Origin of the sequence: Ruegeria arenilitoris, from assembly GCF_013032445.1 — a bacterium.
GTDB classification, from domain to species: domain Bacteria; phylum Pseudomonadota; class Alphaproteobacteria; order Rhodobacterales; family Rhodobacteraceae; genus Ruegeria; species Ruegeria arenilitoris_F.
On record NZ_WQCA01000003.1, the window covers coordinates 155,911 to 172,471 of the forward strand.

The following is a 16,561-nucleotide window of genomic DNA, read 5'->3' on the forward strand; positions in this document are numbered from 1 at the left end:
GGTCCGCAATGCGCGCAGCCGTCATCGTTTTCCCCGGTTCGAACTGTGACCGGGACCTTGCAGTGGCCTTTGAACAGGCTGGGTTTCAGGTCGATATGGTCTGGCACAAGGATGCCGCGCTGCCCGAGGGTATCGACATCGTGGGCGTACCCGGCGGGTTCTCGTATGGTGATTACCTGCGCTGTGGAGCTATCGCCGCACAATCGCCGATCTGCAAGGCCGTGGTCGATCACACCAACCGTGGCGGGTACGCCGTGGGTGTCTGCAACGGGTTTCAGATTCTGACCGAGACCGGAATTCTGCCCGGCGCCCTGCTGCGCAACGCAGGATTGAAGTACATCTGCAAGACCGTCGGCCTTAAGGTGGAAACCAGCGACAGCGCCTTTACCCAAGGCTATAACGCAGGCGACGTGATCGGGATTCCGATCGCCCACCATGACGGAAACTATTTTGCTGACGACGCCACATTGTCCACGCTTCAGGATCAAGATCGGATCGCATTCACCTATACCGAGAATCCGAATGGATCGGTCGGTGACATCGCCGGTATCCTATCGGAAAACCGCAGAGTTCTCGGGATGATGCCCCACCCGGAACGCGCGGCCGATGCAGGCCACGGAGGCACCGATGGAACGGCATTGTTCCGCGCATTGTCCGGTGTTCTCGCACCAGCGTGACTTGAGGTTACGCTTCAGCAAGCGTAATTTTCACGGATGAGCTCCGATGTTCAATATGGCCGGTCCTTTTTGAAAAAACCGTTTCGCGGTGCCCCTCTTGGGTGGCGCCTGCGCTTGGCTGTGATCGCTCTGCTGGTTGCCGCTTGCGCGACGATCTGGGTTACGAACCGTCTGTTGACCGACAGGTTCACAGAGTCGACCCGCAACCGCGCCGAAGTGCGTCTGGCGTTATACTCCGGCAACCTGCTGAGTGAACTGCGCAGAAATGCAATTGTACCGCAATTGCTATCCCGCGATCCCACATTGATCTCGGCGCTCCAGTCCAGTGATTATTCCTTGTCCAGCCAGCGCCTGATCTCATTTGTCGAAGAGATCGGTGCCGCATCCTTGATGTTGTTGGACCGGGATGGTCTTGCGCGGGCGGCAACAGACAGAAATAGGCTGGGCGAAGCGCATCGCAGTTCGCCCTATTTCATAGATGCCTTACGCTCGAATGCCACAATTTTTACGGTTATTCCGAAGGAGTCCGGTGGCTACAGCTTCGTCTATTCCCGCCGCATCGACGCCAATGGCGATGTACTTGGTGTAATTGTCGTTGAGGTCGATCTGCACAAATTCGAGTTGACCTGGGCCGGTATCTCAGACGCGGTGATGGTTACAGACAGCACAGGAACCATCATTTTGTCGACCGAGCCGCAGTGGCGCGGGCTGGATGAAAACGCCGCCATGCTGCGTCAGCCGCCGGAAGGCGCTATCCAGCGCGCGATCCGGGCAACAGCGGATTGGACCGCTCCTCTACCACCTGATGCCTACCTACAGGGCGAGGCCGTGATGCGAATGGAAACGCGTATTCCGTTCCGCGGTTGGCAAATGACATCGTTCACGACTTATGCCTCGATCAGGGAAAAGGTGAACAGCGTCCTTGCGCTTGAGATCATGGGATTTGCGATTCTTTTGGCGCTGGCCTTTTACGCGCTTAGCCGTCGAGCGACGTTCCGGATGGCATTGTTCCAGCGTGAGTCGGCAGAGCTTCGCGCATTGAACATGCGGCTACAGCGGGAAATTGCTGAGCGGGAAAGGGTTGAAAAGACACTGGAAGTTGCCGAGCAGACGCTGGCGCAAAGTTCGAAACTGGCCGCTCTGGGTGAGATGTCAGCGGCCGTCAGTCATGAGCTTAATCAACCGCTGGCTGCAATGAAAACCTATCTGGCGGGCGCGCGTTTACTGCTGCGCAGGAACCGCCCGGAAGAGGCCTTGGCCAGCTTCGGCCGCATCGACGGTCTGATCGAACGGATGGGCGCGATTACACGGCAACTCAAATCTTACGCACGCAAGGGTGCGGACGCGTTTTCCCCTGTAAATCTTGGTGAAGCACTGGCCTCATCCCTGTCGATGATGGAACCGCAACTGCGGCAACGCGATGTAAAAATAACTCAAATTCTTCCCGAGGAACCTGTTATAGTGATGGGGGATCGGATGCGGATAGAACAGGTTATGGTCAACCTCTTGCGCAACGCGCTGGATGCCACCAAATCAGTATCAGAGCCGGATGTGGAAATCATCCTGGCGGCGGGTGACATGGCGGTGCTGACCGTGCGCGACAATGGTCACGGAATCGAAAATATCGAGAACCTGTTTGAACCGTTTTATACCACCAAGCAGCCCGGAGACGGGGTCGGTTTGGGACTTGCCATCTCTTCTGGTATCGTGAACGACCACGGGGGACGGCTGACTGCCCGCAACAGCCAGCAAGGTGGTGCGGTGTTTGAGATGCAGTTGCCGATACTGGGAAGCGATGGCCTTGAGGCCGCTGAATAACAAAGGAATTACTATGGCACAGGCCATGAAAATCGCCATTGTTGATGACGAACAGGACATGCGCCAGTCGATCAGCCAATGGCTGGCGCTGTCGGGATATGACACCGAAACCTTCTCGAGCGCCGAAGATGCGCTGAAAGTACTGGGGCCGGATTATCCGGGTATTGTCATCTCGGACATCAAGATGCCTGGCATGGACGGCATTCAGCTTCTGAAAAAGCTGATGGGCGCGGACAGCACTTTGCCGGTCATCATGATTACGGGTCACGGTGACGTTCCGATGGCGGTTGAGGCGATGCGCGTCGGAGCTTTTGACTTCCTTGAAAAGCCCTTCAACCCCGATCGGATGTCCGAACTGGCCAAACGCGCCAGCAATGCACGCCGTCTTACGCTGGATAATCGGGCGTTGCGGCGTGAGCTATCGGATGGCACCCAGATCATGAACAAGTTGATCGGTGCCAGCCCGGTGATGGAACGTCTTCGCGAAGACATTCTGGATTTGGGGCAGGCGGACGGCCACGTTTTGATTGATGGCGAGACTGGTACTGGCAAAACGCTGGTTGCACACGCTCTGCATGCTGTCGGCAGCCGGGCTGGTAAGAAATTCGTTCTGGTGTCCTGTGCGGCGTTGGAAGAAGAGGTTCTGTCCAAACGTCTGTTTGGCCCGATGCTGCCTGAAGATGCCCAATTGCCGGCCATTGAGGAGGCGCGCGGGGGTACTCTGGTTCTTGAAGACGTTGAAGCACTCAGCGACACGCTTCAGGCTCGGCTGCTGAGCGTCATGAACGATCAGGGAACGCCAGCCGAGACACGGATCGTCGCGATTTCCAATCTGCAAGAGGCCGGAAAAACCAGCGAAGACGTGCTGCGCCCAGACCTGTTCTACCGTTTGGCTGCTCTGCGGATCACAATGCCCCCGCTGCGCCAGCGCGGCGAGGACATCCTGACGCTGTTCACCCGCCTTAGCGAGCAGTTTGCCGAGGAATACGGCTGTGATGCACCGCAGGTCAGCGCCCAAGAAGCTGCGCAACTGCTGCAGGCGCCTTGGCCAGGCAACGTGCGACAACTGATCAATATTGCCGAACGCGCCGTGCTGCAGTCTCGCCGTGGATCGGGCACGATTGCGTCGCTGCTGATGTCGGATCACGAGGAAATGCAGCCTGTGATGACGACCGAGGGCAAACCACTCAAGGAATATGTCGAAGCGTTTGAGCGGATGCTAATCGACAACACAATGCGTCGCCACAAGGGTTCGATTGCGTCTGTGATGGAAGAACTGTGTCTGCCGCGGCGAACGCTGAACGAGAAGATGGCCAAATACGGCCTGCAGCGTTCGGATTACCTGTAATTGGGCAGGGGGCTCTGCCCCCGCCGCCCTTTGGGCGAATCCCCTAGGAAATTTTTGACCAGATGAAGGGATCCTGATCGGTGTTCGGGACCCTTGGTGCAGTTTGCCCATTGTCTTTTCCACAGGACTGCTTTTATTGTGTCCGAACGGGCCGGGCCGGTTTTCAGCCCCTAAGCCCCGAATCTTTGAGTTTCGCTGCTCTGCCGCGGATGGCTATAATCCCACGAGGCAAAGCAGACCGATTAGGCCCCAGGTTGGGGCAAATGAACGCCTGAGCCCGCTGATGCGGGCGAAAGGAATATAATGGGCAGACAGCGGTGAGCCGCGTCTGTCGGAGAAGAACCGCGATGACGCGCGCGCAACGATCGAGAATACGGGCAGGGGGCCACAGTGCCAGACCCTGCCGCGCGCCGTCCGATATCGCCCTGACAAGACACCACCCCAAAAGCGCCTGTCCCCCCGGACGGGTCAGGACAACGCGTTTGGCGCGGTGCACCAAGGACACATGGCTAAGAAAATGCTTATCGATGCCACCCACGCGGAAGAGACCCGCGTTGTGGTGGTCGACGGAAACAAGGTTGAGGAGTTCGACTTTGAATCCGAAAACAAACGCCAGCTTGCCGGCAACATCTACCTTGCAAAAGTAACACGGGTCGAACCGTCGCTGCAGGCGGCTTTTGTGGACTACGGCGGAAACCGGCATGGTTTCCTCGCGTTCTCGGAAATTCACCCGGATTATTACCAGATCCCGGTCGCCGACCGCGAAGCGCTTATGGAAGAAGAGCGCGCCTATGCCGAGGCGATGAAAGCCCGGGATGAGGCCGAAGAGGCCAAGCCCAAGAAACGCCGCTCGCGGTCGCGCACCAAGGCAGCGGATGTGAAATCGGACGATCCGGTCGAAACGATTGAGGTTTCTTCTGAGCCTTCGGGCATGGAAACGATCGATCTGGACGAAGGGGAAGAGGGCGCTGATCTGTCGGTTCCCGAAGGCACCTCTCCGATGGATCATGTCGCTGAGACCCCGGTCGAAGAACCCTCAGATGAGGCGTCGGAGGAGGCTGAAGCCCCCGCAGAGGAAGCTGCGGTTGCGGAAGAACCCGCTGCTGAGGTCGAGGCAGGCGTGACTGACGCATCGGAAACGGCGACGGCGGAAGCCGAAGAACCCGAGGGTGAAACGGTTGAGGCATCTGCCGAGGCTGACGTCGAGAGTGCGGCTGATGAGGCCGGCGCTGCCGAGGACGCACCGGCGGAAGAGACCGCAGCAGACGAGAACAAGACTGAAGCTGACAACGAGGCCGAGGAAGAGTCTCGCCCTGATGCGTCCGCCAAGGATGACAGCATCGAGTCGGTGGCCGATGAGGATGACAGCGAAGACATTCGTCCGCCGCGCAAACCGCGTCCGCGTCGCTATAAGATTCAGGAAGTCATCAAGGTTCGTCAGGTCCTGCTGGTGCAGGTCGTCAAGGAAGAGCGTGGCAACAAGGGAGCGGCGCTGACCACTTACCTGTCGCTGGCCGGTCGCTACTGCGTTCTGATGCCGAACACCGCGCGTGGTGGCGGGATCAGCCGCAAGATCACCAACGCGCCGGACCGTAAGAAGCTGAAAGAGATCGCCTCGGAAATCGACGTTCCGACCGGAGCGGGCCTGATCATCCGAACCGCGGGCGCCAAGCGCACCAAGTCCGAGATCAAGCGCGACTACGAGTACCTGCAGCGGATGTGGGAACAGATCCGCGAACTGACCCTGCAATCCATTGCGCCTGCGAAAATCTATGAAGAAGGCGACCTGATCAAACGCTCGATTCGCGACCTTTATAATCGCGATATCGACGAGGTTCTGGTCGAAGGTGAGGGCGGTTACCGCATCGCCAAGGACTTCATGAAGATGATCATGCCGTCCCACGCAAAGAACGTGAAACGGTATGAGGATGCGCTGCCGCTGTTCGCACGCTATCAGGTGGAAAGCTACCTGACGGGCATGTTCAACCCGACAGTGCAGCTGAAATCCGGTGGCTACATCGTGATCGGCGTCACCGAGGCGCTGGTAGCGATCGACGTGAACTCGGGCCGGGCAACCAAGGAAGGTTCGATCGAGGAAACCGCGCTCAAAACCAACCTTGAAGCTGCCGAAGAAGTGGCGCGTCAGCTGCGCCTGCGCGACCTGGCCGGTCTGATCGTCATCGACTTCATCGACATGGACGAGCGCAAGAACAACTCGGCCGTCGAAAAGCGCCTGAAGGAAAAGCTCAAAACCGACCGCGCGCGCATTCAGGTGGGCCGAATTTCCGGCTTTGGCCTGATGGAGATGAGCCGTCAGCGTCTGCGCCCCGGTATGCTTGAGGCGACGACACAGCCATGCCCGTCGTGCCACGGCACCGGTTTGATCCGTTCCGACGACAACATGGCGCTGACTATCCTGCGCCAGATCGAAGAGGAAGGCACCCGCCGCCGCTCGCGCGAGGTTCTGGTGCGTTGCCCGGTCAGCATCGCCAACTTCCTGATGAACCAGAAACGCGAGCATATCGCGCAGATCGAAGCGCGTTATGGTCTGTCGGTTCGGGTCGAAGGTGATGTGCACCTAGTCAGCCCTGATTTCTCGATGGAGAAGTTCAAGACCGCCAGCCGCGTCGTGCCCGAGGCTACAGCACCGGTGGTGTCGGTGGACGCCTCGCTGATGGATTTGGTAGACGCGGACGAAGAAGAAGCGGTCGTCGAAGAAGAAGCGGTTCAGACCGACGAAGAGACTAAGCCTAAGCGCAAGCGTCGTCGCCGTCGCCGCAAGAAGAGCAATACGGCTGGTGAAACGCCTGAAACTTCGACCGACGAAGAGGCTTCTGCTGAGGCGGACGAAGAGCCCGGGTCAGAGCCCGAGGCGGAAGAGGCTGCTCAGGAAGAGACAACCGAAAAACCCAAGCGTCGCCGGGCTCCGCGCCGCAAGAAGAAGGATGCGGACCCTGTCGAAGCGGCGGAGGAAAGCCCGGTTGAGCCCGTCGCTGAAGCGGTAGAAGAAGCCCCTGCGCCCGAAGCCGAGGCCGTGACGGAGCCCGAAGCAGAAGAGGCCAGCGAACAGCCCGAACCCGTTGAGGTTGCGGAAGAGGCACCTGAGGCTGAGTCTGAGGAAGCAAGCGAACCGGAGACCGAAGAAGTGGCCGAACCCTTTGCTGAAACTGTGGAAGCGGTCGAGGCTGTGGAAACCGTTGAGGTTGAGGTCGCAGTAGAAGAGGTGGTCGAAGAGACCCCGGAACCTGTTCTTGAGGTTGTGGCGAAAGAGCCCGAACAGCCCAGCGAACCCGCCAAGCCGAAACGGCGCGGCTGGTGGTCATTGGGGCAATAAGAGAAAAAGGCGGGCTTCGGGCCCGCCTTTTTCTTGGTCCGGATGTTTTTCTGCCTCAGCCTGCTTTTTGGATAAGGTAGATTTGGTGTCCGTCCGCGTCCTCTTGCGACAACAGTTGGTGCCCGCTTTCAGCGCAGAAATGCGGAACATCGATGATGGCGGCGGGATCATCGGCCAAAACGCGCAAAACCGACCCCGAAGGCATCGATTTGAGGCGTTTTCTGGCTTTCAGGACGGGCAAGGGGCACAACAGACCCAGCGCATCCAGCGTTTCAGTGGGATTTGACATGAGGTTGAGATATTTCCACTTTGCCTGACTGTCCAGCACCGACGCACGGGGATGTGACCGAATGGCCCCGTGACGCGGCTGGTTGGATACCCTATGTGCTGATCCATGTTCGGAATTGATATCATCGACGCAGGCCTGCTGCCTGCCATGTTCATCGCGATGCTGGGCGGGCTGATCAGCTTTCTGTCGCCTTGCGTGCTGCCCATCGTGCCGCCCTATCTGGCATATATGAGCGGTGTGACAATCAATGAGATGCAGGATGAGGCCGCGGCGCGGCGCAAGGCGACCATGTCCGCGCTGTTCTTTGTGCTGGGCCTGTCGACGGTGTTCCTGCTACTGGGTTTCACGGCTTCGGCTTTCGGGGCGTTTGTGCTGCAGAATCAGGTGTTGTTTGCCAAGCTGTCAGGCGCGGTCGTGATCGTTTTCGGGCTACACTTCCTGAACGTGTTCCGCATTCCCTTCCTGGATCGAGAAGCGCGGATCGACGCGGGTGATTCCGGAGGCTCAGTCTTTGGCGCCTATATTCTGGGGCTGGCATTTGCGTTCGGATGGACGCCGTGCATTGGCCCGCAGTTGGGTGCGATCCTGTCGCTGGCCGCGTCAGAGGCCTCGGTTGCACGAGGCACCTTGTTGCTGGGTGTCTATGCCGCAGGACTGGGCATTCCGTTCCTGCTGGCGGCGATGTTCCTGAACCGGTCGATGTCGGTGATGAACCGGATCAAGCCCCACATGGGCACGATCGAAAAGGTCATGGGTGGTCTGCTGCTGTTCGTCGGCATCATGCTGATCACCGGCCTGTTCACCGAATTCAGCTGGTGGCTGTTGGAGACCTTCCCGGCGCTGGCCAATTTCGGGTAAATTGCTGATCCGACTTACCTTGCCGGTAAGGCTGCGCTAACCTGCGCCACAGAAGGTAAGGGCATGAGCAGTCACACAAATCAGCCTCGGGTGCGCAGGCGTCGGGTGTTCTACATTCCCGGCTATGATCCGATTCATCCGCGCCGATATCGCGAGCTGTACCGCAAGGAAAGCCGGGCGCAGGCAGAGATATCCGGCTATCAGGTTTCGATTTCGCCAAAGTCGGGTGAGGGGCCATACGGCTGGCACGTTCGTTCCCATCAGGACGGTGTCGACGTCGAGGCGGATATCGACGTTTTGGTCTGGTCGGATATCGTGCGCGACAGCATGTCGAACTCGATCCCCGCGACATATTTGCAACTGTTGCGGACCGCGTGGACGTATATCGGGTCCGGTGCGTTGTGGCGCCTGATGCGGCTGCGCAAGGGGCCGGTGATCGCCGCGCTTTACCCTGTTGGAATGCTCATTGTGCAATTGGCGGTGGCGCTTTTGGTGGCGTGGGCCGTGGCTGCGCTGCTTTGGTCCATCGCAGAGTGGTTTGCCTTGGTGCCATCGATTGCCGCCGCATTTACCCTGCTGCAATGGTTCCGCAAAATCGACAACCGTCTGTTTGTCTATTACCTGATGCACGACTACGCCTATTCAGCCGTGCAGAACGGCGCTGTTCCGGTGGAACTGAAGACCCGGTTGCGGGCATTCACCTCTCATATTCGAAACGCACTTGAGGCCGAAGTGGACGAGGTTCTGGTCGTCGGCCATTCCTCGGGCGCGCATCTTGGGGTAACGGTTCTGGCTGATCTGATCCGCGAAGCCGGGCTGTCTGATACCCGACCGGCACTGTCCTTTCTGACTTTGGGGCAGGTGGTGCCGATGGTTTCGTTTCTGCCCGACGCGGAAGACCTGCGCACTGATCTGCAATTCCTGTCCGAGCAACCCGATATCACCTGGGTTGATGTGTCCGCGCCTGGCGACGGGTGTGCGTTTGCCCTATGTGACCCGGTGAGTGTCAGCGGCGTGGCGATCGACCAAAAGCGCTGGCCTTTGGTCCTTTCGGCAGCATTCACGCAAACCCTGTCACCAGAGCGTTGGCAGGAACTGCGCTGGCGCTTTTTCCGGCTACATTTCCAGTATCTCTGCGCATTTGATCGCCCCAGAGACTACGACTATTTCCGTATCACCGCAGGCCCTTTGACCCTGGGCCAGCGGTTTGACGGGCGCGCGCCTTCGAAATCACGGATCGAGCAGCCAATCTCGAAATACAGATCAGTGCGATCATGAAACCGCCAAAGCCATCGCCTCGTCCGGACAAGGTATCGTTGTGGCGGTATCTGAAACTGTTCCGCAAGGACCTGCTGTCGGCGCAGCCGCAACGGCTTTATCGCGCATGGATGGCTGAGTTTCGCACGCCGTTCTTCCGATCTTACATGATCAACCAGCCCGAGCTTGTGGAAACGGTTCTCAAGAAACGCCCCGACGATTTTCCCAAATCCGGTCGCATCAGCGAGGGGTTGCGCCCGCTGCTGGGAGACTCGGTCTTTCTGACCAATGGTGAGACTTGGAAAAGACAGCGCCGGATCATCGATCCGGCATTTGAGGGCGGACGGCTGAAGGATACCTTTCCGGCCATGCTGGAGGCCGCCGAAGCCTGCGTTTCACGGTTGAAAGGGCAGGCGGGTGATGTGATCGAATGCGAGGAACTCACAAGCCACGCCGCTGCAGATGTGATTTTCCGAACCCTTTTCTCGGTGCCTATCGAAAATGAGGTGGCGTCACAGGTGTTCGAAAAGTTTCGGGCCTATCAGCGGCAACAACCTTTGCTGAACATCGCAGCATTTATCCCGTTGCCGCGTTGGGTGCCGCGCTTGCACGCTCGGAAAACGCGCCACAACGCCAAGGATATCCGCGCGTTGATCCAGCAGCTTACAGCGGAGCGGGCAAAACTGATTGCCTTGGGTCAGGCTCCCGACGATCTCGCCACCAAGATCATGACCACGCCCGATCCCGAAACCGGACAGTGTTTTGACACGCAAGAGATGGTGGATCAGGTCGCTATCTTCTTCTTAGCGGGGCATGAGACCAGTGCATCGGCATTAGCGTGGACCCTCTACCTAATGGCGCTGTACCCTGAATGGCAGGAAAAGCTGAGCGCTGAGACAGGCTTTCTGGACGATCCCAGCTTTGCCACCGTATCCAAACTGCGCCTTAGCCGGGATGTCTTCCGCGAGGCGCTGCGCCTGTATCCTCCGGTGCCGATGATGGTGCGAGAGGCGACCTGTCCGGAACAATTCCGGGGCAGGGAGGTCGCCGAAGGGTCGCAGATCGTCATCAGCCCCTGGCATCTGCACCGGCAGGAACGTCTCTGGGACCACCCCGACGATTTTGACCCCACCCGCTGGACCACCGACAACGGCAAGTCATGCCAGCGGCAGGCCTTTATCCCGTTTTCGGCAGGCCCGCGTGTCTGCACCGGGGCTGGGTTTGCGATGGTCGAAGGGCCCTTGTTGTTGTCGATGTTGCTGCGGCACTTCCGATTTGAACTGGTCGAGGGCCGCACGCCCGTTCCGGTGGCACATCTAACGGTGCGGTCGAAGGACGGCATTTGGTTGCGCGTGGTTGAGCGCTAACAAACTACCATCACTCTGCGCCTTGCTGTATGCGATGGAAAACGCGGAATCATCATTAAACGGGAAAGTCTTATGTCCAAAGCAGAACAGCGCGAACAAATGTCCAACGGCGCGGGTTTCATTGCAGCCCTGGATCAAAGTGGCGGCTCGACACCCAAGGCGCTGGCGCTTTACGGGGTTGAGGCCTCGGAATACAGCTCGGACGAAGAGATGTTCGGTGAAATCCAGAAAATGCGCGCCCGCATCATTCTGGCTGATGACTTTACCAAGGACAAAGTGATCGGCGCGATCCTGTTTGAACGCACGCTGGGCGAAGAGATCGACGGTCGCAAGGTTGCGGATTACCTGTGGTCGCAGAAAGGCATCGTTCCGTTCCTGAAGATCGACAAAGGGCTGGAGGATCAGGCAAACGGCGTTCAGATGATGAAACCGATCCCAGGTCTGGCGGATACTCTGGCCAAGGCCGATGGCGTATTCGGCACCAAAGAGCGTTCGGTGATCCACGAAGCCAATGCCGAAGGTATTGCCGCTGTGGTGGCTCAGCAGTTCGACGTGGCCCGTGAAGTTGTCACCGCAGGCATGGTCCCGATTGTCGAGCCAGAAGTGAACATAAACTCGGACACCAAAGCTGAAGCTGAGGACATCCTGAAGGCCGAAATCCTGAAAAACCTCGACCAACTGGCCGAGGGTCAGGACATCATGCTGAAGCTGACCATCCCCAGCCAGGCGAACCTGTATGACGAACTGGCCGATCATCCGCGCGTGGTCCGCGTCGTGGCGCTGTCGGGCGGCTATTCGACCGAGCAGGCCTGTGATCTGTTGGATCAGAACGGCAAGATGATTGCTTCGTTCTCGCGCGCGCTGACCGAGGGGCTGTCGAAGCAGCAATCGGATGCCGAATTCAACGCTGCGCTGGGTGGCAACATCGACAAGATCTTCCGCGCCTCGGTCTAAGGGGCGTTAAACCGGCTTGGTGAATTCGCGGCGCATTTGCGCCGCTTTTTCACGCATGGAACACCCAATGGCGTGGTCGTTCACCAGCCCCATGGCCTGCATGAAGGCAAACACCGTGGTTGGGCCAACGAACTTCCAGCCGCGTTTCTTCAAATCCTTAGACATCGCAATGGATTCGGCTGAGGTCGACGCTGTCTGTGGCTCGGGAGGGTTGTCTGCCTCATACCGCCAGACGTAAGCGGCGATGGATCCTTCAGTCGCCACAAGCTCCTGCGCGCGGCGGGCGTTGTTGATGACCGCTTCGATCTTGCCGCGATGCCGGATAATGCCCGCGTCCTGCAGAAGACGTTCGACATCCGCTTCCTCAAACTTGGCTACCGCGCTGAAATCGAACTGCTTAAACGCTTTGCGGAAGTTTTCGCGCTTGGCCAGAATAGTGCGCCAACTGAGGCCTGACTGAAAGCTCTCAAGGCACAGTTTTTCGAACAGGCGTTGATCGTCAGCCACCGGGTAACCCCATTCGTTGTCGTGGTATTCAAAGAACTCTGGTGCTGCCTGACACCATGCACAACGTGGTTGGCCATCCGGGCCCGAAACGATTTTGGTCATGGAAACCTCAGGTCAAAAGAAAGTTCAGGCGGGTGTCTGCTCGGGCAGGTTCCAACTCAAGAACCTCGGCTGTCACCACATTGGCAACAACAAAAGGATCCTGATCGACGAAATGGGTCACCGCATCCTGACTGTCTGCTACGGCCAGAATGCCACCACCAACGCCCGGTTTCAAACTTCCGGCAAGCAGGAACATACCGGTGTCGAAACCCTGTTTCAGCCAGGCGCGGTGCCCGTCCAAATGATCAGGGGCGAGGTTCTTGTTTTCGGAAAAGCGCAGTAAAATTATATACATGAGAAACCTTCCTCAGGTCGCGTCGGGTTGTGGTAAAAGATGGTCCAGCCAGATATTCAGTTGCTGCACCTCGCGGTTAATGAAGGCCTCGTCCTGATAAGCCTGCGCAAGCGTTGCGATGCCCTGGCTTTGTGCCAACAGCCGCATAGCCAAATCCGGTGCATCTTCCGAAAGGCCAGTTGCAGAAAACTGCCGCTCCAACCAGTCGCGGAACAGGTCGAACAACAAGTTGGCGTCGTCTTGTGCGCTGTGTTCAAGTTTCGACAATTCGGTACACAGGGTACCGACCGGGCAGCCGTACCGCGTTATCTTTGAGCGGTTCATGATCATAATCCCGATGAACTGTCCGATGCATTGTTTCGGGCCCGGGAGGTCTTGCTCCCAATCGTCCAGCATCTGCTTTGTCGTGCTTAACCGCAGGTCAATCACCGCTTTGAGAATCTGATCCTTCGTCTTGAAATGATAATAAAAATTTCCACGAGAGATGTGGACCGCCTTGGCAATGTCCGCGAAAGAGGTCTGGGCAAAACCGTTTTGATAAAACAACTCGTCCGCGACCTGGACAATCTGTTCGCTGGTACTGAGATCTGACATTTGACGTCGCTCTCCTTTAATAGGACGATTGTCCTAATGAGAGCGTAGGACAATTGTCCTACAGCGTCAACACACGCCGAAGTTACGTAGAAGAGGCGTCGCGGTACCAGTCCAGAATGAACACCCGAATGGCTGAGGCCAGCCCGACCTCGGGGTCGCGTTCGACGTCAATCTCAGCCGCTAAGGCGTTGATTGCGGTTTCTTTTGACTTCGCGATGTCGCGAAAGGCCTGCCAGAATTCGTCTTCCAAAGACACCGAAGTGCGGTGCCCCTTCAGGGTCAGTGATCGTTTGACCGGACGGCCGCTCATTCATCCAACTCGTGATTGTCGATGTCGCGACGCTGTTTGTCCTGGTGGAACTTTTCTTCGATCTTTTCAGCCTTGCTACGGCCGAATTTGACAGCGTTCTGATCTGCGCGGGCCTTTTTCTCGGCCCGCGCTTTTTCTTTTCGATACCGGTTCAGATTGACCGGCTTGCCCATCAGTCTTTGGGACCGATCATGTGTTCAGGGCGAACCACGGCGTCAAAGGTCTCTTCATCGACAAAGCCCAGCGCGATGGCCTCTTCCTTGAGGGTCGTGCCGTTTTTGTGCGCTGTCTTGGCGACAGTGGTGGCGTTGTCATAGCCGATGGTTGGCGCCAGCGCGGTCACCAGCATCAGCGATTCCTTCATCAACTTGTCGATGCGCGGTTCATTGGCCTTGATGCCCAGCAGCATCCGTTCGGTAAAGCTGTCGGTGGCGTCGCCTAGCAGTTGGATGGACTGCAGCAGGTTGTAGGACATCATCGGGTTGTAGACGTTCAACTGGAAGTGCCCCTGCGAACCGGCGAATTTCATCGCCGCGTCGTTGCCCATCACATGCGCTGCTACTTGTGTCAGCGCTTCGGCCTGAGTTGGGTTTACCTTGCCGGGCATGATGGACGAGCCGGGCTCGTTCTCCGGTAAGATCAGCTCCCCCAGACCCGAGCGGGGGCCAGAGCCCAGCAGGCGGATGTCGTTGGCGATCTTGTAGCAAGAGCCCGCAATGGTCGCCAAAGCGCCCGACAGAAAGACCATGGCGTCGTGCGCTGCCAAGGCTTCGAATTTATTCGGTGCGGTCAAGAAAGGCAGGCCGGTGATGTCCGCCATGTTCTTGGCCACCGCCTCATCCCAACCGTTATGAGTGTTCAGGCCGGTGCCAACGGCAGTACCGCCTTGGGCCAGTTCATAGATACCAGGCATCGAGGCGTGAACACGGGCAATACCCTGGCGGATCTGGTGCGCGTAACCACCGAATTCCTGCTCCAGCGTCAGCGGTGTCGCATCCTGAGTATGCGTGCGACCGATCTTGATGATACCCGTGAACTCTTTCGCCTTGGCTTCCAGAGCCGAGGCAAATTTCTCCAGACCCGGCAGCAGCACGTCACGCACGCTCATCGCTGTGGCGATGTGCATGGCGGTCGGGAACGTGTCATTCGAGGATTGGCCCATATTGCAATGGTCATTCGGATGCACCGGATCTTTCGAACCGATCACGCCGCCCAGAATCTCGATCGCACGGTTGGCGATCACCTCGTTCGAGTTCATGTTCGACTGGGTGCCAGACCCGGTCTGCCAGACGACCAGCGGGAAGTTGTCGTCAAACTTGCCTTCGATCACCTCACCGGCGGCCTGAATGACGGCGTCAGCGATTTTCGCATCCAGCTTGCCGATGGCCTTGTTCTCCATCGCGCAGGCTTTCTTGATCACGCCCAGCGCGCGCACGATGGCTACGGGCTGTTTTTCCCAACCGATGGGGAAGTTCATGATCGAACGCTGCGTCTGGGCGCCCCAATACTTGTCAGCGGGGACTTCCAACGGGCCAAAGCTGTCGGATTCGGTGCGGGTCTGAGACATCGGTTACTCCGTCGTGTATGCAGTCGCATGCCGTTTACCCGTAACAATGTTATCGTGCAATCGGCCAGTTGCGCGCACCATAAACGCAAGGATGCCAGAGGTATAGCCGGAAGGGATTGGTAAATTCGGTCCGAAACGCATTGTGTGCGCTATCGGGTCAGCTACAATAGACGGATCAACATGTTGGAGGCGAAGGTGGGTACATTGGTTCGAGCTTATCCTCTGAAAATCTTTACCTTTTCATTGGGCATTCTGATTTCACTCGCTCTGACGGGGCAAAAAGTCCACGCCGAGGATATTGCGCCCTTTGTCGGCAGCTACGTAGGGTCTGCCAATGTTGTGGATGAAGACGGAAGCCAAACGCCACGTGACATGAGCGTGTCGATTGAAGAGTTGAAAGATGGCTTCAACGTCAGTTGGACAACCACAACCTACAAGGCGGATGGTCGGGTCAAAGATCAGAAATTCTCGATAGATTTCAAGCAGTCAGACAGGGCCGATGTCTATTCTGCCGCGATGAAACGCAACGTGTTCGGCCACGAAGTGCCGTTGGACCCGATGCAAGGCGAACCGTTTGTCTGGGGGCGGATTGACGGTAACACTCTGACCGTGTTCTCGCTGTTTATCGGCGAAACCGGCGATTATGAGCTACAGCAATTCGACCGCACTCTGGCAGAGGGCGGTCTGGACTTGTCATTCTCACGGTTCCGCAACGGGATAAAGTCGCGCTCGGTCGAGACGTTTCTGAAAAAGCAGTAGCCCCGGGCGGTTACTTGCGGAAACTATCCAGCGAGACCACCTCGGCGTCCTGGTGATTGGGTTCTTCTTCAACCTCAATCGATTCCTCGACGATGGGTTCGATTTCTTCCTCATCCTCGGGGCTTTCAAACCGCAGCCCGAATTCGACCGAGGGGTCAACGAAGGTCTTGATCGACGCATAGGGGATATACAGCGGTTCCGGCGCATCGCCAAAGTTCAGCGTGATCGCAAACCCGTCATCGCCAACTTCAAGGTTTTCGAACCAGTGCTGCATGACGATGGTCATTTCCTCGGGGTACCGCTCACGCAGCCAATCGGCCAGTTCGACGCCGTCCTGGCGGGTGTCAAAAGTGATAAAGAAATGATGCGCCCCGGGCAGGCCATTGTCGGAAACGCTGGTCAGAACGGTCTTGATGAGCCCGCGCATGGCGGTGTGCATCAGGTTCCCATAGTCGATGTCTTGCGACATGTGTCATCCTCAAAAGTGGTTACCTCAGCATAGGGGATTTCATCGGAAACGAAAGA

General features: G+C 57.7%; 17 protein-coding genes. 9 read left to right on the forward strand and 8 right to left on the reverse strand.

Annotated features, from left to right (window positions below):
- Positions 1 to 8 precede the first annotated feature (8 nt).
- From purQ to GOW98_RS05210, 4 genes are all read left to right on the forward strand, one after another.
- Positions 9 to 677, forward strand: coding sequence for a phosphoribosylformylglycinamidine synthase subunit PurQ (gene purQ / locus GOW98_RS05195; protein WP_170330005.1), 669 nt, complete (start codon positions 9 to 11; stop codon positions 675 to 677).
- 36 nt (positions 678 to 713) lie between these two features.
- A complete protein-coding gene (locus GOW98_RS05200; RefSeq protein WP_170330006.1) occupies positions 714 to 2,495 on the forward strand; it encodes a sensor histidine kinase in 1,782 nt (593 codons plus the stop codon).
- 13 nt (positions 2,496 to 2,508) lie between these two features.
- The gene (locus tag GOW98_RS05205; protein WP_170330007.1) at positions 2,509 to 3,843 is read left to right on the forward strand and encodes a sigma-54-dependent transcriptional regulator; all 1,335 of its coding nucleotides are present in this window, start codon (positions 2,509 to 2,511) and stop codon (positions 3,841 to 3,843) included.
- A gap of 505 nt (positions 3,844 to 4,348) precedes the next feature.
- Positions 4,349 to 7,177, forward strand: a complete 2,829-nt coding sequence (locus tag GOW98_RS05210; RefSeq protein ID WP_170330008.1) for an Rne/Rng family ribonuclease — start codon at positions 4,349 to 4,351, stop codon at positions 7,175 to 7,177.
- Between the two features lie 55 nt (positions 7,178 to 7,232).
- On the opposite strand, the gene GOW98_RS05215 is transcribed toward GOW98_RS05210, so the two are convergent.
- Positions 7,233 to 7,466 carry a sulfurtransferase TusA family protein gene (locus GOW98_RS05215; RefSeq protein WP_170330009.1) on the reverse strand — a complete coding sequence of 78 codons (234 nt, stop codon included), beginning with the start codon at positions 7,464 to 7,466 and terminating at the stop codon, positions 7,233 to 7,235.
- A 105-nt stretch (positions 7,467 to 7,571) separates the two neighbouring features.
- Here GOW98_RS05215 and GOW98_RS05220 point away from each other — a divergent pair, with 105 nt between their 5' ends.
- From GOW98_RS05220 to GOW98_RS05235, 4 genes are all read left to right on the forward strand, one after another.
- Positions 7,572 to 8,324, forward strand: a complete 753-nt coding sequence (locus GOW98_RS05220; protein WP_170330010.1) for a cytochrome c biogenesis CcdA family protein — start codon at positions 7,572 to 7,574, stop codon at positions 8,322 to 8,324.
- Positions 8,325 to 8,387: 63 nt separating this feature from the next.
- Positions 8,388 to 9,602, forward strand: coding sequence for a hypothetical protein (locus tag GOW98_RS05225; RefSeq protein WP_170330011.1), 1,215 nt, complete (start codon positions 8,388 to 8,390; stop codon positions 9,600 to 9,602).
- Positions 9,599 to 10,948 carry a cytochrome P450 gene (locus GOW98_RS05230; RefSeq protein WP_170330012.1) on the forward strand — a complete coding sequence of 450 codons (1,350 nt, stop codon included), beginning with the start codon at positions 9,599 to 9,601 and terminating at the stop codon, positions 10,946 to 10,948. Before GOW98_RS05225 ends, GOW98_RS05230 begins: the two co-directional genes overlap by 4 nt.
- A gap of 72 nt (positions 10,949 to 11,020) precedes the next feature.
- Complete coding sequence (locus GOW98_RS05235) at positions 11,021 to 11,902, forward strand: fructose bisphosphate aldolase (protein WP_170330013.1); 882 nt, start codon at positions 11,021 to 11,023, stop codon at positions 11,900 to 11,902.
- Between the two features lie 6 nt (positions 11,903 to 11,908).
- Here the strand turns inward: GOW98_RS05235 and GOW98_RS05240 are convergent, their stop codons facing one another.
- The 6 genes from GOW98_RS05240 to fumC form a co-directional block, all read right to left on the reverse strand.
- Entirely contained in the window at positions 11,909 to 12,511 is a 603-nt protein-coding gene (locus GOW98_RS05240; protein WP_170330014.1) for a DNA-3-methyladenine glycosylase I, read from the reverse strand.
- A 7-nt stretch (positions 12,512 to 12,518) separates the two neighbouring features.
- The gene (locus tag GOW98_RS05245) at positions 12,519 to 12,806 is read right to left on the reverse strand and encodes a YciI family protein (protein ID WP_170330015.1); all 288 of its coding nucleotides are present in this window, start codon (positions 12,804 to 12,806) and stop codon (positions 12,519 to 12,521) included.
- A gap of 12 nt (positions 12,807 to 12,818) precedes the next feature.
- A complete protein-coding gene (locus GOW98_RS05250) occupies positions 12,819 to 13,400 on the reverse strand; it encodes a TetR/AcrR family transcriptional regulator (RefSeq protein WP_170330016.1) in 582 nt (193 codons plus the stop codon).
- Between the two features lie 82 nt (positions 13,401 to 13,482).
- Positions 13,483 to 13,710 (reverse strand): ribbon-helix-helix domain-containing protein, encoded by a 228-nt coding sequence (locus GOW98_RS05255; protein WP_170330017.1) that lies wholly within the window; start codon positions 13,708 to 13,710, stop codon positions 13,483 to 13,485.
- On the reverse strand, positions 13,707 to 13,883 hold the full coding sequence (locus GOW98_RS05260; protein ID WP_170330018.1) for a DUF4169 family protein: 177 nt from the start codon (positions 13,881 to 13,883) through the stop codon (positions 13,707 to 13,709). Before GOW98_RS05260 ends, GOW98_RS05255 begins: the two co-directional genes overlap by 4 nt.
- Positions 13,883 to 15,277 carry a class II fumarate hydratase gene (fumC, locus tag GOW98_RS05265; protein WP_170330019.1) on the reverse strand — a complete coding sequence of 465 codons (1,395 nt, stop codon included), beginning with the start codon at positions 15,275 to 15,277 and terminating at the stop codon, positions 13,883 to 13,885. The genes GOW98_RS05260 and fumC overlap by 1 nt, the downstream gene beginning before the upstream one ends.
- Before the next feature lie 243 nt (positions 15,278 to 15,520).
- Here fumC and GOW98_RS05270 point away from each other — a divergent pair, with 243 nt between their 5' ends.
- Positions 15,521 to 16,036 carry a hypothetical protein gene (locus GOW98_RS05270; protein ID WP_254437916.1) on the forward strand — a complete coding sequence of 172 codons (516 nt, stop codon included), beginning with the start codon at positions 15,521 to 15,523 and terminating at the stop codon, positions 16,034 to 16,036.
- Between the two features lie 10 nt (positions 16,037 to 16,046).
- Here the strand turns inward: GOW98_RS05270 and GOW98_RS05275 are convergent, their stop codons facing one another.
- Positions 16,047 to 16,505 (reverse strand): SspB family protein, encoded by a 459-nt coding sequence (locus tag GOW98_RS05275; protein ID WP_170330020.1) that lies wholly within the window; start codon positions 16,503 to 16,505, stop codon positions 16,047 to 16,049.
- Positions 16,506 to 16,561 lie beyond the last annotated feature (56 nt).

What these genes read in the sequence shown, in the direction of transcription:
- purQ (WP_170330005.1), top strand. Translation starts at nt 9, where the DNA reads ATGCGCGCAGCCGTCATCGTTTTCCCCGGTTCGAACTGTGACCGGGAC.
- GOW98_RS05200 (WP_170330006.1), top strand. Translation starts at nt 714, where the DNA reads ATGAGCTCCGATGTTCAATATGGCCGGTCCTTTTTGAAAAAACCGTTT.
- GOW98_RS05205 (WP_170330007.1), top strand. Translation starts at nt 2,509, where the DNA reads ATGGCACAGGCCATGAAAATCGCCATTGTTGATGACGAACAGGACATG.
- GOW98_RS05210 (WP_170330008.1), top strand. Translation starts at nt 4,349, where the DNA reads ATGGCTAAGAAAATGCTTATCGATGCCACCCACGCGGAAGAGACCCGC.
- GOW98_RS05215 (WP_170330009.1), bottom strand. Translation starts at nt 7,466, where the DNA reads ATGTCAAATCCCACTGAAACGCTGGATGCGCTGGGTCTGTTGTGCCCC.
- GOW98_RS05220 (WP_170330010.1), top strand. Translation starts at nt 7,572, where the DNA reads ATGTTCGGAATTGATATCATCGACGCAGGCCTGCTGCCTGCCATGTTC.
- GOW98_RS05225 (WP_170330011.1), top strand. Translation starts at nt 8,388, where the DNA reads ATGAGCAGTCACACAAATCAGCCTCGGGTGCGCAGGCGTCGGGTGTTC.
- GOW98_RS05230 (WP_170330012.1), top strand. Translation starts at nt 9,599, where the DNA reads ATGAAACCGCCAAAGCCATCGCCTCGTCCGGACAAGGTATCGTTGTGG.
- GOW98_RS05235 (WP_170330013.1), top strand. Translation starts at nt 11,021, where the DNA reads ATGTCCAAAGCAGAACAGCGCGAACAAATGTCCAACGGCGCGGGTTTC.
- GOW98_RS05240 (WP_170330014.1), bottom strand. Translation starts at nt 12,511, where the DNA reads ATGACCAAAATCGTTTCGGGCCCGGATGGCCAACCACGTTGTGCATGG.
- GOW98_RS05245 (WP_170330015.1), bottom strand. Translation starts at nt 12,806, where the DNA reads ATGTATATAATTTTACTGCGCTTTTCCGAAAACAAGAACCTCGCCCCT.
- GOW98_RS05250 (WP_170330016.1), bottom strand. Translation starts at nt 13,400, where the DNA reads ATGTCAGATCTCAGTACCAGCGAACAGATTGTCCAGGTCGCGGACGAG.
- GOW98_RS05255 (WP_170330017.1), bottom strand. Translation starts at nt 13,710, where the DNA reads ATGAGCGGCCGTCCGGTCAAACGATCACTGACCCTGAAGGGGCACCGC.
- GOW98_RS05260 (WP_170330018.1), bottom strand. Translation starts at nt 13,883, where the DNA reads ATGGGCAAGCCGGTCAATCTGAACCGGTATCGAAAAGAAAAAGCGCGG.
- fumC (WP_170330019.1), bottom strand. Translation starts at nt 15,277, where the DNA reads ATGTCTCAGACCCGCACCGAATCCGACAGCTTTGGCCCGTTGGAAGTC.
- GOW98_RS05275 (WP_170330020.1), bottom strand. Translation starts at nt 16,505, where the DNA reads ATGTCGCAAGACATCGACTATGGGAACCTGATGCACACCGCCATGCGC.